The 20,023-nt window shown below is 65.9% G+C and carries 17 protein-coding genes; 10 read left to right on the top strand and 7 right to left on the bottom strand.

The window, feature by feature from the left end:
* Positions 1-371 precede the first annotated feature (371 nt).
* Entirely contained in the window at positions 372-2,477 is a 2,106-nt protein-coding gene (locus ABIE56_RS18185) for a phosphocholine-specific phospholipase C (protein WP_429245288.1), read from the bottom strand.
* 246 nt (positions 2,478-2,723) lie between these two features.
* Between ABIE56_RS18185 and ABIE56_RS18190 the strand changes: the two genes are divergently transcribed.
* Positions 2,724-3,440, top strand: a complete 717-nt coding sequence (locus ABIE56_RS18190; protein ID WP_429245210.1) for a hypothetical protein — start codon at positions 2,724-2,726, stop codon at positions 3,438-3,440.
* On the opposite strand, the gene ABIE56_RS18195 is transcribed toward ABIE56_RS18190, so the two are convergent.
* The 4 genes from ABIE56_RS18195 to ABIE56_RS18210 all read right to left on the bottom strand — a co-directional run bounded on the left by ABIE56_RS18195 (position 3,441) and on the right by ABIE56_RS18210 (position 6,941).
* Positions 3,441-4,094 (bottom strand): DUF3313 domain-containing protein, encoded by a 654-nt coding sequence (locus ABIE56_RS18195; protein WP_429245211.1) that lies wholly within the window; start codon positions 4,092-4,094, stop codon positions 3,441-3,443.
* Between the two features lie 117 nt (positions 4,095-4,211).
* Positions 4,212-4,859, bottom strand: a complete 648-nt coding sequence (locus tag ABIE56_RS18200) for a DsbA family oxidoreductase (protein ID WP_429245212.1) — start codon at positions 4,857-4,859, stop codon at positions 4,212-4,214.
* A gap of 464 nt (positions 4,860-5,323) precedes the next feature.
* Complete coding sequence (gene aqpZ, locus ABIE56_RS18205) at positions 5,324-6,028, bottom strand: aquaporin Z (protein ID WP_429245213.1); 705 nt, start codon at positions 6,026-6,028, stop codon at positions 5,324-5,326.
* 136 nt (positions 6,029-6,164) lie between these two features.
* A complete protein-coding gene (locus tag ABIE56_RS18210) occupies positions 6,165-6,941 on the bottom strand; it encodes an SDR family NAD(P)-dependent oxidoreductase (protein WP_429245214.1) in 777 nt (258 codons plus the stop codon).
* Positions 6,942-7,050: 109 nt separating this feature from the next.
* Between ABIE56_RS18210 and ABIE56_RS18215 the strand changes: the two genes are divergently transcribed.
* Positions 7,051-7,977 (top strand): LysR substrate-binding domain-containing protein, encoded by a 927-nt coding sequence (locus tag ABIE56_RS18215; RefSeq protein WP_429245215.1) that lies wholly within the window; start codon positions 7,051-7,053, stop codon positions 7,975-7,977.
* Here ABIE56_RS18215 and ABIE56_RS18220 read toward each other — a convergent pair.
* Positions 7,959-8,918: an MBL fold metallo-hydrolase gene (locus tag ABIE56_RS18220; RefSeq protein WP_429245216.1), complete on the bottom strand. Its 960-nt coding sequence runs from the start codon at positions 8,916-8,918 to the stop codon at positions 7,959-7,961. The two genes, ABIE56_RS18215 and ABIE56_RS18220, sit on opposite strands and share 19 nt — an antisense overlap.
* 204 nt (positions 8,919-9,122) lie before the next feature.
* Here ABIE56_RS18220 and ABIE56_RS18225 point away from each other — a divergent pair, with 204 nt between their 5' ends.
* Positions 9,123-10,502 (top strand): aldehyde dehydrogenase family protein, encoded by a 1,380-nt coding sequence (locus ABIE56_RS18225; protein WP_429245217.1) that lies wholly within the window; start codon positions 9,123-9,125, stop codon positions 10,500-10,502.
* Between the two features lie 96 nt (positions 10,503-10,598).
* Positions 10,599-13,604 (top strand): triple tyrosine motif-containing protein, encoded by a 3,006-nt coding sequence (locus ABIE56_RS18230; RefSeq protein ID WP_429245218.1) that lies wholly within the window; start codon positions 10,599-10,601, stop codon positions 13,602-13,604.
* On the opposite strand, the gene ABIE56_RS18235 is transcribed toward ABIE56_RS18230, so the two are convergent.
* Positions 13,601-14,095 (bottom strand): hypothetical protein, encoded by a 495-nt coding sequence (locus ABIE56_RS18235; RefSeq protein WP_429245219.1) that lies wholly within the window; start codon positions 14,093-14,095, stop codon positions 13,601-13,603. The genes ABIE56_RS18230 and ABIE56_RS18235 overlap by 4 nt on opposite strands.
* A gap of 142 nt (positions 14,096-14,237) precedes the next feature.
* Between ABIE56_RS18235 and ABIE56_RS18240 the strand changes: the two genes are divergently transcribed.
* The 6 genes from ABIE56_RS18240 to ABIE56_RS18265 all read left to right on the top strand — a co-directional run bounded on the left by ABIE56_RS18240 (position 14,238) and on the right by ABIE56_RS18265 (position 20,014).
* Complete coding sequence (locus tag ABIE56_RS18240; RefSeq protein ID WP_429245220.1) at positions 14,238-16,055, top strand: monovalent cation:proton antiporter-2 (CPA2) family protein; 1,818 nt, start codon at positions 14,238-14,240, stop codon at positions 16,053-16,055.
* Between the two features lie 113 nt (positions 16,056-16,168).
* On the top strand, positions 16,169-16,585 hold the full coding sequence (locus ABIE56_RS18245) for a GlcG/HbpS family heme-binding protein (RefSeq protein WP_429245221.1): 417 nt from the start codon (positions 16,169-16,171) through the stop codon (positions 16,583-16,585).
* Between the two features lie 34 nt (positions 16,586-16,619).
* Positions 16,620-17,675 carry an NAD(P)-dependent alcohol dehydrogenase gene (locus ABIE56_RS18250; protein WP_429245222.1) on the top strand — a complete coding sequence of 352 codons (1,056 nt, stop codon included), beginning with the start codon at positions 16,620-16,622 and terminating at the stop codon, positions 17,673-17,675.
* Between the two features lie 41 nt (positions 17,676-17,716).
* Entirely contained in the window at positions 17,717-18,394 is a 678-nt protein-coding gene (locus tag ABIE56_RS18255; RefSeq protein ID WP_429245223.1) for a type 1 glutamine amidotransferase domain-containing protein, read from the top strand.
* Between the two features lie 35 nt (positions 18,395-18,429).
* Entirely contained in the window at positions 18,430-18,729 is a 300-nt protein-coding gene (locus ABIE56_RS18260; RefSeq protein WP_429245224.1) for a putative quinol monooxygenase, read from the top strand.
* 37 nt (positions 18,730-18,766) lie between these two features.
* Complete coding sequence (locus ABIE56_RS18265; RefSeq protein WP_429245225.1) at positions 18,767-20,014, top strand: MFS transporter; 1,248 nt, start codon at positions 18,767-18,769, stop codon at positions 20,012-20,014.
* Positions 20,015-20,023 lie beyond the last annotated feature (9 nt).

The raw sequence follows: 20,023 nt of genomic DNA on the forward strand, positions 1-20,023 counted from the left end.
CCCCTCTGGAGCGCGCGGAATATTGTAGTCATGGCAATGTCATTTTGATACAGACATTGGTATGGCTGGCCGCGTATATGGGGCGCCCGCAGGGATAATCAACCGCCACGGGTACTGCAGGAGCGGGGGGGGGGGGGGGGGGGGGGGGGGGGGGGGGGCGCGCGGGGGGGGGCGCCCCCCCCCCCCCCCCCCCCGCGGGGGGGGGGCCACGAGCCGGGGGGGGGGTGGGCCCGCCCCGCGGCCTATCCCCCGGGGGGGCCGGCCCCCCCCCCCCCCCATGTGGTGGGGGGCGGGGGGGGGGGGGGGGGGCGCCCCCACCCCCCCCCCCCCCCCCCCCCCCCGCTCCTACAGGTTCGCCGTATCTGCGGGGATCAGCCGCCCAGGGCCGGGTCGGAGACGGAAGGCAGGCCGGTTTCGCGGTGGCCGGCGAAGCGGCGCAGGAACAGCTCGTCGGTGTCGCTGGTGGCGGTCAGATCGTACCAGTGGTCGCAGCCGGTGATGTCCCAGCGGCTTTCGATCTGCTGGCCGGGCATGAGCCAGTAGCGGCGCGGCGGCTCGTGCAGATAGTCGTTAGCCGTAACGGTAATGGCACAGGGGCGGCCACCATGGTTCACGAGCACCAGGTGCAGGTCGCCGTTGCGGCGACCTGGCCTAAGCGTGACCTCAGGAAGCGCCAGGCGGCGAGGGTCATCGCCCTTCGCGGGCTGTTTGCCGCTGAACTGGCGCAGGAAACCATTGGGGCCGAGCACGGTGAGGTCGTAGGCGTCACCGCTGTTGGCGCTGGTCCAGTAGTCCGAGAGCGCCTTGCCGGCTTCCACCGTGTATACCCACGGGCCATCCGAACGCAGCGACGAGGTCACGTGGAAACACGCACCGGCGTCGCCCGTGTTGTTGAAGTCGAGCAGGTAACGCCCCTGCCCCTGGTCGATCTTGCCCGTGACATCCAGCTCGTACGGCAGCGCACGCGCCGGGCGCTGGCCGCGCTCCTGCCGCGGCATGTGCTGATGCGTGGGCACCGGCGGGCTGAGCGTGTCGTGGTTGCCGCGGTCGGGCTCATAGCTGGCCGTCGCCGGTAGCCGCGGCACGCGGCCATCGTGCTCATCGAAATCAAACGCACGGGTCAGGTCACCGCAGATCGCGCGGCGCCATGCCGAGATGTTCGGCTCGCGCACGCCAAAGCGCTGCTCAAGGAAACGAATGATCGAGGTGTGGTCGTAGGTCTCCGAGCACACCCAGCCACCCTTGCTCCACGGCGAGACCACAAGCATCGGTACGCGCACACCCAGGCCGTACACGCCGGCGTTGAACCCGTTGCCGCCCGGATATACCTCGCCATCGATGCTAACGGTCGACAGACCACGGTCACGATTTGCCGGCGGGAACGCGGGCAAAGTGTGATCGAAGAAGCCATCGTTTTCATCGTACGTGATAAACAGCGCGGTCTTGCTCCACACCTCCGGGTTCGACGTAAGCGCATCGAGCACCTTGTCGACGTACCAGGCGCCGTAGTTCGCCGGCCAGCTGGGATGCTCGGTGTACGCTTCCGGGGCGGCGATCCACGAGACCGCAGGCAACGTCCCGGCGGCGACATCCTTCTGCAGGATGTCGAACAGCGACTGGCCGTTCAACGTGTTCGTGCCGGTGCGTGCCTTGTCGTACAGCGGGCTGCCCGGCTCGGCATTGCGGTACTGATTGAAGTACAGCAGCGAGTTGTCGCCGTAGTTGCCAATATACGGATCCGAACCCCAGCCCCAGCCACCCGCGGCATCCAGCCCCGTGCCGATGTCCTGGTAGATCTTCCATGACACGCCCGCGGCTTCCAGGCGCTCGGGGTACGTGGTCCAGCCGTAACCGAGTTCGGCATTGGAAAGCACGGGGCCACCGCCCTGCCCGTCGTTGCCGACGTAGCCGGTCCACATGTAATAGCGGTTGGGATCGGTCGAGGAGAGGATCGAGCAGTGGTACGCGTCGCACACCGTGAACGCATCGGCCAGCGCGTAGTGGAACGGGATGTCCTCGCGCGTGAGGTAGGCCATGGTCGTGGTGCCCTTCGACGGCACCCACTGGTCGTACTTGCCACCGTTGAAGGCGGCCTGCGTATCGTTCCAGCCGTGCGGCAGGTCTTCGAGGAACTGCAGGCCCAGGTTATCCGCCTGCGGGCGGAACGGCAGCAGGTAGTCGTCGCCGCCTGCCGTCAACGGCTGGTGCCATACCGAGCGGCCGCTGCCGAGTGTCAGCGTCCGTGTATCGCCAAAGCCGCGCACGCCGCGCATGCTGCCGAAGTAATGATCGAACGAGCGGTTCTCCTGCATCAGGATCACCACGTGCTCGATATCCTTGAGCGTGCCCGTGCGCCGGGCTGCCGGCACCGCCAGCGCTTTCTGGATCGAAGGCGGCACCACCGATGCCGTGAAAGCGGCGCCCGCGGCGCCAAGGGAAAGCTTCAGGAAGTGCCGCCGATCCTGGGAGGTCATGATTGCCCCGTAGGCTGAGTTGTCCCCTGCGGCGGCGATTGTCACGGCCGGTTATGACAGTTTCTGCACGCCGGTGGCCGCGACGGCGCGCGCGTGTCGAAACCGCCATGCGGGTCACAGTTTTGGCACCAGGCGCCCGTCGGGGAACTAACCGGACGCATGGCCGTCCATACCCCATCAAGGGAGCTGGAGCACGGCAACGGCATGGCGGCGGGGAATCGCAGGTTATCCAGGGGAAGGATCGCGGCCATGGTCGTGGCGATCGCCAGCCACGCCGGCCTTCTTCTCGCCTTGTTGCCGCCGGCAAGCTTTCGGTGGGTACCGGCACGGATCGATCGCGAACCGGACTCGACGCTTCAGTTGCGCCTGGTTCCTCCGTCGATTGCGGTAGCGTCACCCGCGCCGCCCGCGCCCAGACCCCGTGTGATCGCGCGTCCTGCCGCGAAGCGCCAAACGAATGCCGCCGCTGCCGCTGCCGCCGCCGCCGCCGCCGCCGTCAACAGCGTATCGGCCACGGCACCTGCCGACGCCATGAAATCCGTGACGCGGCCAGACGTGACCCCGCCACACGCCGCAACCACGGCCGCAGGCACGGTGGCATCCGGAGGTTTACCAGTGGCACCACTTCCCAGCGCTGCCGCAAGCACGCCAGGCAATCTCACCGATGGCGGCTTCGCCGAACGCCTGCGCAACGCGCAGCAAGGACAGGCGATTCACGGCGTACCCGGCTCAGATCTGCGCAGGGCACCGGGCATGCAAATGACCGACCCCATGAACCAGGGCATCGGCGCCGTGCTGCGCAACACGCAGCGCCTGTTCGGCGTGACCAACAAGCACTGCATCGATGTGGAGGTGTGGCAAAGCCTGAGCCCCGATGAGCTGGTCGCGCGCCACCTCTCACCGGCGGATGTGCAGCGCGCCAACGAGAAGTACGGCTGCAACCGGCCGTTGGGACTCAGCTTCTGATCAGTGCGCGTTGTCGCCATCCAGGCGTGCGCGCATGCGCTTGCCCGCGGCATCCATGATCTGGCCGAGGTCAGCCCAGGTCATCGTGTCCTTGTTGAAGTCGCTGGGCACGAGCGGGTCGACGGAAACCGCCAGTTGTTTTCCGGAGGGATCCAGCAGCTCCGCTTCGAGCGTCGCGGATTTCAGGTTCACGTTGGGGCCTGCCGTGGCCATGTCTTTGGCGGCGCCCACCACGAAGCCGATCGGCGTGTAGCCGAGGATGCCGCGCTTCTTCTTCTCGGCAACGACCTGGGTGATCGCGATGCGTAGCTGCAGCACATCCTTGCCCGGCACCTCGAGCACCGGGTATTCCGGCTCCAGGTTGCGCACCATCGCCGCCCTCAGGTTCTTGGTGACACCCGAAAGCTCCTCAGGATCGATGCCCTGGTAGGGCGAATCCTTCGCGTACCAGATCGTGATGGGAGCGAGTTCGAGCTTGCTGTAACCCTTCAGCGAGAAGCCAGGCGCGACGTAGATATAGCCGCCCGGATGCTTGGGATCGGCTTTCAGCGCCGGGTACGACTCAAGAAAGCCGCTATGCGGTGGCGGCGCCGCCACGGCCGCTACCGAGACGGCTGCCAGGAGGACAACAAACGCAATGGGCTGCAGGCGCATGGCACGGGCTCCTTGTCTTGTACGACGAAGGTAGCCCGATGCCATTCACGGGAACTCAGTAGGCACGCCCAGGGTGACTCCGCAGAAATACCTAGGCGATGCGAGCCCCGGGAGGGGTTAGCCTTCCTGGGCGATCTTGCGCAGCTGGCGCTCGAATTCCTCCGGCGGCTGGCCGCCCGAGATGAGCCACTTGTCATTGATGATGACCGCCGGCACGCCGGTGATACCGCGGCTCTGCCACAGGGCCTCGTCGCGGCGCACATCATCGGCGTAACGATCGGAGGCGAGCACGGCACGCGCTTCCGCCTGATCCAGGCCGACCTTGCCCGCGGCATCAACCAACGCATCGTGGTTGCCCGGATCGGTCTGCTCAGTGAAGTTCAACGCGAGCAGCTGGCGCTTGAGTGCGTGCTGCTTGCCATGCTCCGCCGACCACGCGAGCAAGCGATGCGCATCGAACGTGTTGTAGATGCGACTTGCATCCGATGTGTTCATGGTGAAACCGACGCTGGCCGCGCGCTGCTTGATCCGCTCGCGATTCGTGCGTGCCTCGTCGGCGGGAATGCGGTACTTGGCGACGATGTGCTCCACCATGTTCTCGCCGCCGGCCTGCATCTGCGGGTTGAGCTCGAACGGGTGGAAGGTGATCTCCGGCTCCACGACATCGTGCAGGTTTTCCAACGCACGCTCGAGACCGCTCAGGCCGATCGCGCACCAGGGGCATGCGATATCGGAGACGAAATCGATCTTCATTTTCTGGGACATGGGGTGTGCCTCAATGCGAATAAGGAAATGGTACACCTCCTTTCCTGGCACATCGCCTGGCACCGATACTTTAAGAACCCGTGGTCTGCCGTCAGTGCATTAAATGGTTCGTTGCGTGCCAGAGAGCCAGCGGCCTCACGCCGTCGTGTGCGTCGCGCCCTGTAGGAGCGCGCTTGCGCGCGATAAGCCAACGAAGCGGCGATGGCGGTCGCGGCATCCCTCGACACATCGGGCTACGGTGCCGCGGTCGTATAGGTAGCGATGTTTTCGAGCGACACGTCGTCAACGCCTTGTCGGTTGATCGCGCGCAAGCGCGCTCCTACAGAGGGCCTGCCCGCCCCCGACCTCGACAGCCCACCCGCCTAAGGCGGCGTAGGCCGCCGAAAACATGCATTCGCGTTAGCGAATGAACCGACCAAGGGCGCTCCCGAACAACCAGAGCGTCGGGCTCTTGAATCCGGTGCTCAGACCACTTCTTCGCGTTTGTTCTCAAGCAAAGCCCGGTGAATCCAGCCACCCACCGCACCGCCCAGCAACGGAACCACCCAGAAGAACCACAGCTGCCCCAGCGCCCAGCCACCCTGGTACACCGCCACCGCCGTACTGCGCGCCGGGTTCACCGAGGTGTTGGTGATGGGAATAGAGATCAGATGAATCAGCGTGAGCGCCAGGCCGATCGTGAGCGGCGCGAAGCCGGTCGCCGCGAGCTTGCAGGTGCTGCCCAGGATCACGATGAGGAAGAATGCCGTGAGCACGAACTCGGCGACGGCCGCAGCAACGATCGAATAACCACCCGGCGAATGCTCGCCATACCCGTTGGTCGCGAAACCCAGCGTCACATCAAACCCCGGCTTGCCGCTGGCAATGAGGTACAACACGCCGCCGGCAGCGATACCGCCGATAACCTGCGTGATGATGTAAGGGAGCACATCACGCGCCGCGATGCGTCCGCCGGTTAAGCAGCCCAGTGTGACCGCTGGGTTGAAGTGCCCGCCGGAGAGATGCCCCACCGCATACGCCATAGTGAGCACGGTGAGCCCAAACGCCAGGGCCACGCCGGCGAAGCCGATGCCAAGCTCATGAAATGCCGCCGCGAACACGGCACTGCCACAACCGCCGAACACCAGCCAGAACGTGCCGAAGAACTCGGCCCACAAGCGCTTTGCCATGTCGCAGCTCCTCCGGTAGACACCTCGGTTCCCCCGCGGGCATGTTCCGGCGCCACGTAAAACGGCGCCTGCGTACAATTACGCAGGCGCCGTAGGTAGCCCTTCTAGTCAGCCTGGGCTGACCCGATCAACGTGATCAGATCTGCGCCTGGCCACCATCGACGAACAGCTCGATGCCGGTGATGTAGCTCGCATCATCCGAGGCCAGGAACGATACGGCCTTGGCGATCTCGTCCGGCTCGCCCGTGCGGCCCAGCGGGGTGATGCCGGCCACGTAAGCGGCGTAATCGGAGATCTGCTGCTCGCTCATGCCCAGCTCGGTCGAGTAACCCGGGGTGACGATCGTGCCCGGGGCCACCACGTTCACCCGGATATCGCGGCCCTTCAGGTCGCTGGCCCAGGTGCGGGCAAACGAGCGGAGCGCGGCCTTGGTGGCGGCGTAGACGCCGAACGCCGGGGCGCCCTTGATCGAGACCATGGAACCGTTGAGCACGATGGCGCTGCCCGGGCCCATCAGTTCCAGTGCCTTCTGCACGGTGAAGAGCGTGCCCTTCACGTTGATGCCGAAGTACTTGTCGAACTGGGCTTCGGTGATCTGGCCCAGCGGTGCGAACTCACCGCCGCCGGCGTTGGCGAACAGGATATCCAGCTTGCCGCTGCGCGCCTTGATCGTGGCGAAGATGCGGTCGAGGTCGGCCGGCACGGCGATATCACCCTGGATGGCGATGGCGCCGGTCTTCGCGGCAGCGGCATCGAGCTCGGCCTGGCGGCGGCCGGTGATGTAGACGGTGGCGCCTTCGCGGATAAGGCGCTCCGCGGTGGCGAGGCCCAGGCCCGAGCTGCCGCCGGTGACCAGGGCGATCTTGCCGGCGTGGCGGGTGGTGTGGATGTTGCTGTTGGCGAGGGTATGCATGGTCTGGCTCCGGTGACCGCGGCGCGGTCGATGGGTGATAGTCTGGCTATTCGCGATTCGCGGATAAATAATCCGAAAGCGATTTCACTATCCCTGGGGAGAAACAATCTTGGACCATCTGCTCGCCATGCGCGTTTTTGGCCGGGTTGTGGAAACCGGCGGGTTCGCCAAAGCCGCGGACGGGCTGCGGCTGCCGAAATCCACCGTGACCAAGCTCGTGCAGATGCTGGAAGCCCAGCTTGGCGTCCGGCTGTTCGAGAGAACGACCCGCCGGGTCTCCGTGACTGCCGAGGGCGCGGCATATTACGAACGCACGCGCCACTGGCTGGCCGAGCTCGACGATTTTGAGACCACGCTGGCCAGGGGCAGTGCCAGCCCGACAGGCACCTTGCGCATCGACACCGGCGGCTCCGTCGCCGCAGGCCTCATCATCCCCGCCCTGCCCGCGTTCCGTGAGCGCTACCCGGGCATCCGCCTGCAGGTGGGCGTCTCCGATCGCACCCTGGACCTCATCGGCGAGGGCATCGACTGCGCCATACGCAGCACGGCCGACGATCCCAACCTCGTGGCCCGGCACATCGTGAACCTGCCATGGACGACCTGCGCCTCGCCGGATTACCTCGCCCGCCGCGGCACGCCACAGCATCCCGATGACCTGGTACGCGACAGCCACGACGTGGTCGGCTACTTCTCCGCGCGCACCGGCCGTGCCCACCCGCTGCGCTTTGCGGACGGCGAACGCGACGCCGACGCGGGGCTCTCACTCACCGTCGAGGTGAACGAGAGCAACGCGCATACCGCGGCCGCTGTCGCAGGGCTGGGCATCGTGCAGACCTTTACGTTCGCCGCGGCCCCTCACCTGGCGCGCGGCGAACTGGTGTCGGTGCTTGCCGATTGGCAGCCAGCGCCGTTACCGGCCTACCTGGTGTACCCCGCCGATCGTCGCAACAACGCCCGGCTCCGGGCGTTCCTCGACTGGATCACCGAGGTGCTGCCGGAGCGGGCGGGCGTGGCCAGTCACTTCAAACCGTCGTAAACGATCCGGGTGAAGAAATCCGGACCGATGACGAAGTGGCCATAGACATCGTCGTATTTCGCGGTGGGCTTGGCCGCGACCACTTCATCGCGTGATTTGCCCTGCTTTTTAAGTGCCGCCACGTTGTCGCGAATACCGGCCAGCATGTCGCGGAACGCCTGCAACTGCTTCTTCGTCCCTGCCGGGCCGTGCCCAGGAACAAGCACCACATCATCGTTCAGCGCCGCCAGGATGGCATCGTCGGCCTTGATCATGCCGTCGATCCCACCGCCGTTCTCGTTATCGATGAACGGATACACGCCGTTCCAGAACAGGTCACCCAATGAGGCAACGTTGGCTTCCTTGAAGTACACGTACAGGTCCGTGTCGGTGTGCGAGGGCTCCAGAAGCCGTACCTCCACGGTCTGGCCATCGAAATGGTAGGTCTTGTTGGACTTCAGGATTTCGGTCGGTACGCCGCCCTTCGCCAGCGGTGTAAAGGTGTAGTCCCAATCGTCCACGCGCGTCGTCGCGGTCACGCGCTTGACGGTGCCAGCAGTGGCGATAATGGTGGCGCCGTCTTCATGCACCCAGGGGTTACCGTCAGTGTGGTCCCAGTGGTAGTGCGTGTTGATCAGGTATTTGACCGGCCCTTTGCCTAGCGCAGTGAGTGCCTCCTCGATCCGTGGCCGCGAAACGGCGATGCCCGCATCGACCATGAGCTTGCCCTGCTTACCGGTCAGCACCGTGATGTTTCCGCCCGAGCCCGACAGCATGCTGAGCGGGCCACGCAGGGGCGTCGTTTCGATCTTCGCGGTGGCCGCTGCGGCGTTGATCTTCACCACCGGGCTGTTCGGGTTCGGTGCCGCCTGCGCCCACGCGGGCCCGCTGGCGGCGCCTGCCATCATCGCCAGCGCGACGGCCGAACTCAGAAGCGTTTCTTTCAACGAGATACGTGTCACGGCACTCACTCCCCGAAGAGCCGCTGGAAGCGGCGGATAGCCGAGGATTCAGCGCGCGCGAAATGGGCCGCGTCTTGGTGATTCCCGCCCGCCCCGACCGGCGGCCCGCTTAGCCAGAACTCACGGGCTTTAACACGTGGGCGCGCCCACGCGGGGCTAACCTGTTCGCCTGCCGCGGGGTTTTCGCCCCCATGAGGGCTCGCCATGCTCACCATCGTGCAAGCATTCGATCGCCAACCGATCACCGAGGTACCGACGGACGATGCCACCGCGCTCGAAAAGAAACTCGACACGGCCCACACGTTTTTCCGCAACCGCTCGGCATGGCTGAAAGCACACCAACGCATCGACGTACTGCATAAGCTCGCCGCGCTGATGGAAGGCAAGCGCGAGCATTTCGCACGGCAGATCGCGCGCGAAGGCGGCAAACCCTACACCGATGCCATGGTGGAAACGAACCGCGCGATCGATGGTGTGCGCGGTGCCGCCGAAACCCTGCGTACGCGTGGTGGCCGGGAAATCCCCATGGGCGTCACGCCCTCCAGCGAGAACCGCCGCGCGTGGACGATCAACGAGCCGATTGGCGTTGTCGCGGCCATTTCCGCCTTCAACCATCCTTTGAACCTCATCGTGCACCAGCTGGCGCCGGCGATTGCCACCGGGTGTCCGGTGATCATCAAACCTGCCGCAGCCACGCCATTGAACTGCCTGGAGATGGTGCAGTTGGTCCAGGAGGCCGGCATGCCGCCCGGCTGGGTGCAGGCGTTCCTTCCCGAATCACGCGAACTCGCCGAGGCGTTCGTTGCCGACCCACGGGTGGCCTTCCTCAGCTTCATCGGCTCAGCCAGCGTCGGCTGGCACCTGCGTTCGAAGCTCGCCCCGGGGGCACGCTGCGCGCTGGAGCACGGTGGCGTCGCGCCCGTGATCATCGACCAGAGTGCCGACGTGGAGCGCTTGATCGAACCGATGGCCAAGGGCGGTTACTACCATGCCGGCCAGGTATGCGTGTCGGTCCAGCGCATCTACGTGCATGAAAGCCTGCGCCAGGACTTCTCCGACCGCTTCGCACGCCGCGTGCAGGCCTTGCGTACCGGTGACCCGTTGCTGGCGGAAACCGAGGTCGGCCCGCTCATCACGCCGAAGGAAGCCGACCGCGTACAGGCCTGGATCGATGAGGCCGTGGCAGCCGGCGCGCGTCCGATCGGCGGTGGCCGGCTGAGTGAAACCACGCTGTACCCCACCATCCTGCTGGATCCGCCGAAGACCGCGAAGGTCTCGACGCTGGAAGTATTCGGCCCGCTCACGTGCGTCTACAGCTTCACCGACCTGGACGACGCCATCCGCGAGGCGAACTCGCTGCCCGAGGCCTTCCAGTCCAGCATCTTCACCCGCGACCTGGGTTCGGCCTTCCGGGCGGCCGAACAGCTGGATGCCTCGGCGGTCATGGTGAATGACCACACCGCGTTCCGCGTGGACTGGATGCCCTTCGCCGGCCGGCATGTCTCCGGCCATGGGGTGGGCGGCATTCCTTACACGATGCAGGAGATGACCGCGGAGAAGATGATCGTCTTCCGCGCGGGGTAAGGGCCGAACGGATTTACCAATCTTTTCCCAGGGGCCGCCGCTAAATCCCTTGCGATGGCCTTTATTGCGCTTGCACGAATACTGCCCAGGTTGCTGGTGGCCGTGGCCCTGGCGTGCGCCGCCGTGGCCCATGCCGCCGATAACGGAGCGCTACAGCCGGGAAACTTCGTCCACCAGGCCTGGACCACGCGGGATGGCGCACCGCCAGCCAACATCGCGCTGGCGCAGGCGCCTGATGGCTACCTGTGGCTTGGCTCGGGGACGGGTCTTTACCGCTTCGACGGCGTGGCCTTCTCGCGCTACCAGCCACCCGCCGGGGAGCACTTACCCTCGGCCAATATCACCGCATTGAAGTTCACCGCCCGCGGCGGCCTGTGGGTTGGCTTCTACGATGGCGGTGCCGCATACATCGCGGATGGCGCATTGCGTGCCTATGACGTGGCCGATGGCTTTCCGCCTGGCTGGGTACTGGTGTTCGCTGAAGGGCCTGATGGCGACCTGTGGGCCGCCACCAGCCAGGGACTGGGCCGCTTCGATGGCGCGCGCTGGCATAAGGTCGGTGATGATTGGGGTTACGCCGCCGATCGTGCCGACTGGGCGCAGTTCGATGCCGAGGGCACGCTGTGGGTGGCGGCGGTTAACCAGTTGGTCTACCTGCCACGGGGCGCCGCGACGTTTAAAGCCACCAACGTGGCGCTTGCCCCGGGCGCTACGCTCGCGCTTGATGGCAAGGGCACGCTGTGGGTTTCCGATCGGTTGCACGGAACGCGCCCCCTGTCCGGCCTTTCCGCCGCTCACCCCACGATGGCCGATGCCGCCTCCCTGCCGGTCACCGATGTACACGCGGCGCTGCGCATGGCGTTCGACCATGACGGCGGGCTGTGGGCCACCGGGCTGGGCACCGGCAAGGTCTTCCATGTCGCGGCACCCGATCAACTCGGCACCCCCGGCATCGTCGCCGACGACGATGTCACCAGCAACTTCACCGCGCCACAGGGCCTTACCTCCAATACGGCCACGCCGGTCATCGTGGATCGCGAGGGCAACGCATGGATCGGTACGGCCGCGGGCATCGATAGTTACCACCGTGGCCCCGTGGGCGCGCTGCGCGACTTCGGACCCGAGGCGCGCCTGCATACCAGCGTCACGCGCGATGCCCACGCGCAACTGTGGCTATCCAACCAGGAGACGGTGTACCGGCTGGACGGCGATAACCTGGTCACCGTGCTTGCCGGGGTTCCCGACATCCTCAGCATCCTGTTCGATGCCGATGGTGTGCTCTGGGTGGTGGGCTACCACGACCTGTACCGCTACCGCGATGGGCACCTGGAGACCGTGCCGCTGCCTAATGGGCTCTACGGATCGCGGCTCAAGTTCCTCGCGGCGGGCGCGGCGGGCGAGTTGTGGGCGTCGATCGAAGGCCTGGGTGTGCATCGGTTCCGCAAGGATCGCTGGGAGCCATGGGCGCCGAAAACAAAGGGAACCAAGGGGTATCCGACCACCGGCGCCATGGCGGCCGATGGAACGTTCTGGCTCGGCTATGCGGGCGGCGAAGTGCTCGGCGTGGGCCCGGCTGGCCGGGAAGCGTTGTACGACCAGCGCAACGGCATGGATATCGGCAGCCTGGCGACGATCACGGCAAGCCACACCGACGTGTACTTCGGCGGAAGCACCGGCCTTGCCCGCTACCACGGCGGCCAGATGCAATCGCTCACCGATCGTGACTTCCCTGCCCTCATGGGGATCACCGGGATTGTCCAGGCCGCCAACGGCGATGTATGGATCAATGGCGGCCACGGTGCGCTGCACTTCACCGCAGCGGAACTGGCGAGCGCATTCGCCAATCAGCGCTACCGCCCACAGGCCGGGCCATTCGATTTCCGCGACGGCATCCAGGGCATTGCCCGCCAGGGCCAGCCCGTGCCGAGCATGCAGCAGGATGACAGCGGACGGATCTGGCTGGTGACCAACGAGGGGCTGTACTGGCTGGCCGCCTCGGTGCTGCGGCGGAACACGAACCCGCCGCCGGTCTATATCACCGGGGTGCAGGCGGATGGCCGCGTGCTCGATCCCGCGGGACCCGTGCGCCTGCCTGCCGGCGATGGTTCGCTACAGATCGACTACACCGCGGTGAGCCTCACCTCCCCCTCGCGCGTGCGCTTTCGTTACCGGCTCGATGGCGAGGACAAGGACTGGGTGGATGCCGGCACGCGGCGGCAGGCGTATTACACCAACCTCTCACCCGGCACGTACCACTTCAACGTGATCGCCTCGAACGACGATGGCGTGTGGAACGAACGCGGCGCGCGCATCGCCATCGATATCCCGCCACGCTTCTACCAGGCTGCGTGGTTCATCGCGCTTGAGGCACTGCTGGTGCTCGCACTGATCGGCATCGCGTACGTGTGGCGCATCCGCAGCGTATCGCGCGCCGTACGCCTGCAATCGGAAGCGCGCCATGAGGAGCGCGAACGGATAGCGCGTGAACTGCACGATACGTTGCTGCAGGCCATTTACGGCATCATGCTGCGCTTCCAGGCCGTCGCCTCGGCGATTCCGAAGGACGACCCCATGCAGGAAGGCATCCAGGGCACGCTGAAGGTAGCGAACGATTTCATCGTGGAAGGCCGCGACCGGGTGCGTGAATTGCGCACGAACATCACCTCGTTGCGCAAACTGGGGGCGGCGGTGGAAGAGCTGGCGCACCTCCTTGAGAAGGCTTCCGCGGTGTCGATGGCGATTGAGGTGCACGTGGAGGACCAGGATATCGACCCCGAAGTGGGTGAAGATATCCTGGCGATCTGCCGGGAAAGCCTGGTGAATGCATTCCGCCACGCCAGCGCGGCGCGGATCGAGTTACGCCTCGTGACGACGCGCAGAGCACTCGAACTCACCATCTCGGATGACGGCATCGGCATGGGCCATAACGCAGACAGCGATCCACGGGAATCCGGCCACTGGGGCATCGCTGGCATGCGCGAACGCGCGACCACGCTCGGCGCGCCGCTATCGATCCAGTCGAACACCCGGGGCACCCGTATCGCCCTGGCCTTGCCGCTGCGCTGCCTGCGCCGGCGCGCCAACCGCCCGGCGCGCAGCTAGAGACACGCGCTCAACCAGCGCCACGATGCCAGCAGGCCGGCCACCTGGCGGCGTGCGCGCGGCGCGGCAACCGGCGGGTATTGCGCAAGCACGACATACGTGGCCTTGCCCCGCCCGCGCGAAAACTCACTAAGGGTAAGGGCCGCCCCGCGACGCGACATCGCGTATTGAACCCACGGCGTGCCAGCGATCGTGCGCCGCACGGGCGCGCCGGCGACCCAACCCAGCGAGCGGTAATAGGCGTGGGCGTGGGGAAGATCGCCCGGGCCGCGCGGGTACCCCGCGGCGATGCCTATGGAGATGCACGAGGGGCCGGGGCACGGCGCACCCCACTCCATGGTGATGCCTGATCCATCGGCGCGCGGAATCACCTTCGCGACGCCCGCCGGTTGCACGATGCGATAACAGAACATCGGGTTGACGTACTCATCGCTCGCGCGCGCACCCGCCGCCATCAGCAGCCACAGCCCCATGGTGATCGCGGTTCGCATGCGCGGTACTCGTTGCCCGTGGCAAAGCCCCACCCACGCAGCGTGACGGCCACGGGCGCCCGGTGCAAGGGCCATGCGCGGCTTAACGGGGCTTGGCGCACTTTTGCAATCCCGGCATCCGCGGCCGGCATAGCATCGCGGCATGACCGGCATCGCCAATAGCCAGCTGTTGCAAGCCGTGGCCTTGCTGGGCGCGGCCGTGCTGGTCGTGCCCCTGTTTCGTGCACTGAAGCTGGGCGCGGTACTCGGCTACCTCGTGGCCGGCGTCCTGGTGGGCCCCTTCGTGCTGGGTTGGTTCACCGACCCGGAGGCGATCCTCGGCCTGGCCGAGCTTGGCGTGGTCATGTTCCTGTTCGTGATCGGGCTGGAAATGCGCCCCGCGCACCTGTGGGCGCTGCGCAGCACGATCTACGGCCTGGGCCTCATCCAGCTGGTGGCCTGCGGTGCCGCCCTCACGTTGGTGGCCTGGCTGCTCGGCGCACCGCCGCGCGTCGCCTTCGTGGGTGCCATGGGCTTCGTACTCACTTCTACCGCCATCGTGATGCAGTTGCTGGCCGAATCGGGGGAACTGAACCAGCCCTCCGGCCAGAAGGTGGTCGCGATTCTCCTGCTGGAGGACCTGATCATCGTGCCGCTGCTGGCCGTGGTCGCCTGGATGTCGCCCGCGCACGAAAGTGCCGCCAGCGGGGTGCCGTGGATATCGGCGCTGATCGGCATCGGCTGCCTGCTGGCGTTGCTCATCGCCGGCCGCTGGCTGCTCGATCCGCTGTTTCGCGTACTGGCCCGCTCAAAGGTGCGCGAGGTGCTCTGTGCAGGCGCACTGCTCGTCGTGCTGGGCGCCGCGCTGCTCATGCAACTGGGCGGCCTGTCCATGGCCCTGGGCGCGTTCCTCGCCGGCGTGCTGCTTTCCCAATCCAGCTTTCGCCACCAGCTTGAGGCGGACATCGAGCCTTTCCGCGGCCTGCTGCTGGGCCTGTTCTTCCTGGGCGTAGGCATGGCACTGGACCTGGATGTCGTGCGCGAACACCTGGTGTCCGTGCTGCTGGGCGTCGTGATCATGATGGCCGCCAAGATGGCCGCCATCTATGGCGTGGGCCGTGCGCTCGGAGATGGCCATGCAGAGGCGCTGGACCGCGCGCTGTTGATGCCCTTGGGCGGTGAGTTTGCCTTCGTGCTTTATGCCGGCGCGGCGGCCACCGGGCTCATGAGCCAGGAAGACAACGCACGTTTTACCGCGATCGTCGTGCTTTCCATGGCCCTCGCCCCGGTGGTGCATGCCACGGCCCGCCGCTTCCTGCCCGCGCGCTCGGTGGTGCCGCATGCCACCGATGTACCGCCCGGCCTCACGGGCAGCATCCTCATGATCGGCTTCGGCCGTTTCGGCCAGGTAGTGAGCCAATCGCTACTGGCGCGCGATGTGGATGTCACGGTGATCGATACCGATGTCGAGATGATCGAGGCGGCGACCGGGTTCGGCTTCAAGATCTATTACGGCGATGGCACGCGGCTGGATGTGCTGGACGCCGCAGGCGCTGAGAAAGCACAGGTCATCGCCATCTGCGTCGATTCACGCACCACGGCGAACACCATCATCGACATCACCAAGGAGCGCTACCCCGCCGCGACACTGATGGTGCGCACGTACGACCGTGAACATTCGCTGCGCATGGCCGCACTTGGGGTAAAGATTCACCAGCGCGAAACCTTCGAATCGGCGCTGCGCTTTGGCAGCCTGGCACTGGTGGAACTCGGTGTTCCCCGCGTGGAAGCCGATGAAGTCGCTGAAACGGTACGCCGACGCGACGCCGACCGCTTCGCGCGCGAGCTCGCCGGCATTGACTGGGCTACCGCGGGACTCGCGAATTTCCAGCGCCCGCAACCCACGCCATTCACGCGGCCCACCCATGAAGCACGCACGCTGCATGCGCCGCCGGCCAGTGACTCCGCGCCCGCGAAGTAAGTGCTGACGCCACGCGCTTAGCATCGTTCGCCGCGGTTTTACCGCGCTTAACAGGCACCTTTGCCAGGTGCCGTGTTACACCAGAATGCACCTGCGCCGTGGAGTCGGTGGCCATGCCACGCTCGTTCCAGACACTCACGCTAGCCGATGCCAAAGCCATGATCGCCGCCGCGGAAGCCAAGGCTACGTCACTCGGCATCGCCTACAACATCGCGGTGGTGGATGCCGGTGGCAGGCTGCTTGCCTTCGTCCGCCAAGACGGCGCGTTGATCGGCAGCATCGACCTGTCGATCCACAAGGCCCTTACCGCGCGCATCTTCGACAAGACCACCGCATTCCTCAGCGGGCTGGCCCAGCCCGGCAGCCAGCTGTACGGCATCCAGAACAGCAACGAAGGCGCGGTGGTGATCTTCGGCGGCGGCATGCCGGTCATCCACGAGGGCCAGATCATCGGGGCCGTGGGCACCAGCGCAGGCACCGTCGAACAGGACATCGCCGTGGCCGAGGCCGCGCTCACGGCACTCGCGTGACATCCCTTCCCCATCCATCCCGAGGTGAGACACCATGAAAGCGGCACGCATGCATGAGTACGGCAAGCCCCTGGTCCTGGAAGACATCCCGGTGCCCGATATCGCCGAGGACGAGGTGCTGGTACAGGTGAAGGCCTGCGGCATGTGCCGTTCGGATGTGCAGCTGATCGATGGCTACTTCCGCCCGTATGCCGACCTGAAGCCGCCGCTCACGCTCGGCCACGAGATAACCGGCGTGATCGCGAAGATGGGCTCGCTGGTACCCAAGGGGGCGGGCATCTCGGAAGGGGATCACGTCGTCGTGGCGCCCGGTTGGGGCGATGGCATCTGCCGGCACTGCCAGGTGGGCGATACGCAGATCTGCCCGAACGTGCGCTGGCCGGGCTTCGGTCCCGTGGGCGGCTTTGCCGAGTTCATCCCGGTGCCGGTGCGCTACGTCATCAAGGTGGGTAAGAACCTTCCGTTCGAACAACTCGCCCCGCTCACTGATGCCGGCCTGACTACCTACCGCGGGGTGCGCAAGCTGCGCGATGCCGGTGCACTGGGACCCGATCGCGTCATCGGCGTGCTGGGTGTCGGTGGCCTGGGCGCGTATGCCGTGCAGTACGCCCGCCTGCTCGGCGGCGGCGCACGCGTGGTCGCCCTGGCGCGTAGCGAAGAGAAGCTGGGCGTGGCGCGCGATTACGGTGTAGACCACACCATCGCGGTGAAGGGTAAATCGGAAGCCGATATCAGGAAGGACCTCACCCAGGCGTTCGGCCAGGGCGAACTGGACGCGATCATCGACTGCACCGGTGCGCCGGCCATGATCCAGCTGGGCATGAGCCTGCTTTCCATCAGCGGCCACTACGTGGATGTGGGCCTCGTCGGCGATCGGATCGATATCCCGCTGTTCCCACGCGTGTCGCGTGAGCAGAGCTTCCACGGTTCGTTCTGGGGCAACAACGCCGATCTCATGGAGGTCATGGCGCTCGCTGCGCAGGACAAGATCAAGCACACGATCAAGAAGATCACGTTTGACGAGCTCAACACGTACATCGACCTGTTGCGCACCGGCGACATTGTCGGCCGTGCGGTGATGACCTTCTGATCGTCGCCCTTTCCTTCCACCCCATCGACGGAGCCACCACCATGCGCGTCAAGCACGTTCTCTGCATTGCGACCAACACGGCAGTCATCGGTAATTTCGAACGCACCACCGGGTTCTTCTTCCCGGAGATCGCCCATCCGTTCGAGCAGCTGGAGGAAGCCGGCATCGCCGTCGAATTTGCCTCGCCGCTTGGCGGCATTGTTCCGCACGATGGGTACGACGGCTCGGACCCGGCCCAGAAGAAGTTCCTTGAGAGTGCGGCCTTCCGCCGCCTGCAATGCAGCCGCAAGCTCTCCGAAGTGGATGTGCTCGACTACGACGCGATCTTCTTCCCAGGAGGCCTGGGCCCCATGGTCGATATCTCGAAGGATCGCTACGTGAAGCAGGCCGTGTTGCGAGCCTGGAACGGCGGCAAGATCGTCTCGGCGGTGTGCCACGGTCCGGTCGCCTTCCTGGGTGTGCGCTTCGAGGACGGCACGCCGTTCGTCAAAGGCCGCAAGCTCACCTCGTTCTCCAAGGCGGAAGAGGATGGTTACGCCGCGCGCGATGTCGATTTCGACCTGGAAGGCGTGCTGCGCGAAGCCGGTGCCGAGTACACCTGCGTGGATCCCTGGCAGCCGCACCTGATCGTGGACGGGCGCCTGATCACCGGGCAGAACCCGGCCTCCGGCACCATCGTCGGCAAGGCGATCGCTGAAGCCCTGGCCAAGGTCGATTAACCTGCAGGCTTTCGCCACCCCAAGGAAATGCCGCCATGTCGTCGAAGCAAGTAAAGGTGATAGCCGTCCTGACCGCCAAAGAAGGCAAGGCCGGCGAACTCGAAGCACTGCTTCGCGGCATGACAGCACCCTCGCGCGGCGAGCCGGGCAACGTGCACTACAACCTGTGGCGGCACCGCGAAACGCCCGGCGTCTTCGTGATCGACGAGTTGTATGTCGATACCGCCGGCGCCGAGGCGCACCGGGCAAGCCCGCACTACCAGGACTATCTTGGCCGCATCAACGACCTGGCCACACGCAACCCCATCCCGCTCGAGGCAGTGGATGCGCTTTGAGCGCGTGCGCCGCCGCGGGCCTTGAGAGGCTCGCTCCATGCATGAGAAGGCATTTGAAGCACAGTGCGCCGCGGTGCAGGTGCACTGCCAGGACCGCAAGCAAGCGGCACGGCGCACGTTGACCTTGTTCGCCCTTGCCCTGGGCAGCTTCTGCATCGGCACGTCCGAGTTCGCCAGCATGGGGATCCTGCAGCTGTTCTCGGCGTCATTGGGCATCAGCCTACCTACCGCGACCAACGCGATCACGGCCTATGCTTTCGGTGTAGTGATCGGCGCGCCGGCCGTGACGCTTGCCGCGGCCAGCCTCAACCGCCGCGCGCTGCTGCTATCCCTCATGGTGCTGTTCGTGATCGGCAACGTATTGTCGTCGCAGGCGGTCAACCTGGGCATGCTCGCCGCAGCACGCTTCATCAGTGGCTTGCCGCAAGGCGCTTACTTCGGCGCGGGTGCCGTGGTGGCCTCGTATATCGTCGGGCCGGGCAAAGGTGGCAAGGCCTTCGCACTCGTTATGACCGGCCTCACCGTGGCCACCATCATCGGTTCGCCGTTGGCCACCTTCCTCGGCCAGAACCTCGGTTGGCGGAACACGTACCTCGCGGTGGCCGGGCTGGGGGCGCTGGCGTTCTTCGCACTGCTGGCCTGGGTGCCGCGCACCGATGCCTTGAAGGGCGCCCCTTTGGTCCAGGAACTCAGCGCCCTGCGCAAGGGCTCGGTATGGGCCACGATGCTCGTGGCGGCGCTCGGCGTCGCCAGCATCTTTGCCGTGTACACCTTCATCGGACCGTTCATTACCGATGTGGTGGTGCTGGACCGCTCATGGATTCCCGTGGCGCTCGCGCTGTTCGGTATCGGCATGACCCTGGGCAACCTCGTGGGTGGCCAGCTCGCCGACCGGTACCCGCAGCGCGGGCTGGTGATCGGCTATGGTGCCGCGCTGTTCGTACTTGCGACCCTGGCCGTGGCTGGCGACAACCCATGGATCCTCATGGCTACGCTGTTCGGCGTGGGCACCACCATGATGATCGCCATCCCGACGATCCAGGTGCGGCTCACCCAGTTCGCACCCGAGGCACCCACACTCATGGGCGCGATGAACCTGGCGTCACTCAACGTTGCCAACGCGATCGGCGCATGGGGTGGCGGCGCGACGATTGCGGCCGGGCTAGGCCTGCTCTCGGCCGCTTGGGCAGGCTTCATCCTGACCCTGCTTGGGCTGGTGGTGTTTGCGATCACGCTGCCGCGTTCACCGCGTATGGCAGCGGCCGCAGGTGGCGCGACGGCCTAGCCTTCGCGC

The sequence above is a fragment of the Luteibacter sp. 621 genome (genome assembly GCF_050435445.1).
Classification (GTDB): Bacteria; Pseudomonadota; Gammaproteobacteria; order Xanthomonadales; family Rhodanobacteraceae; genus Luteibacter.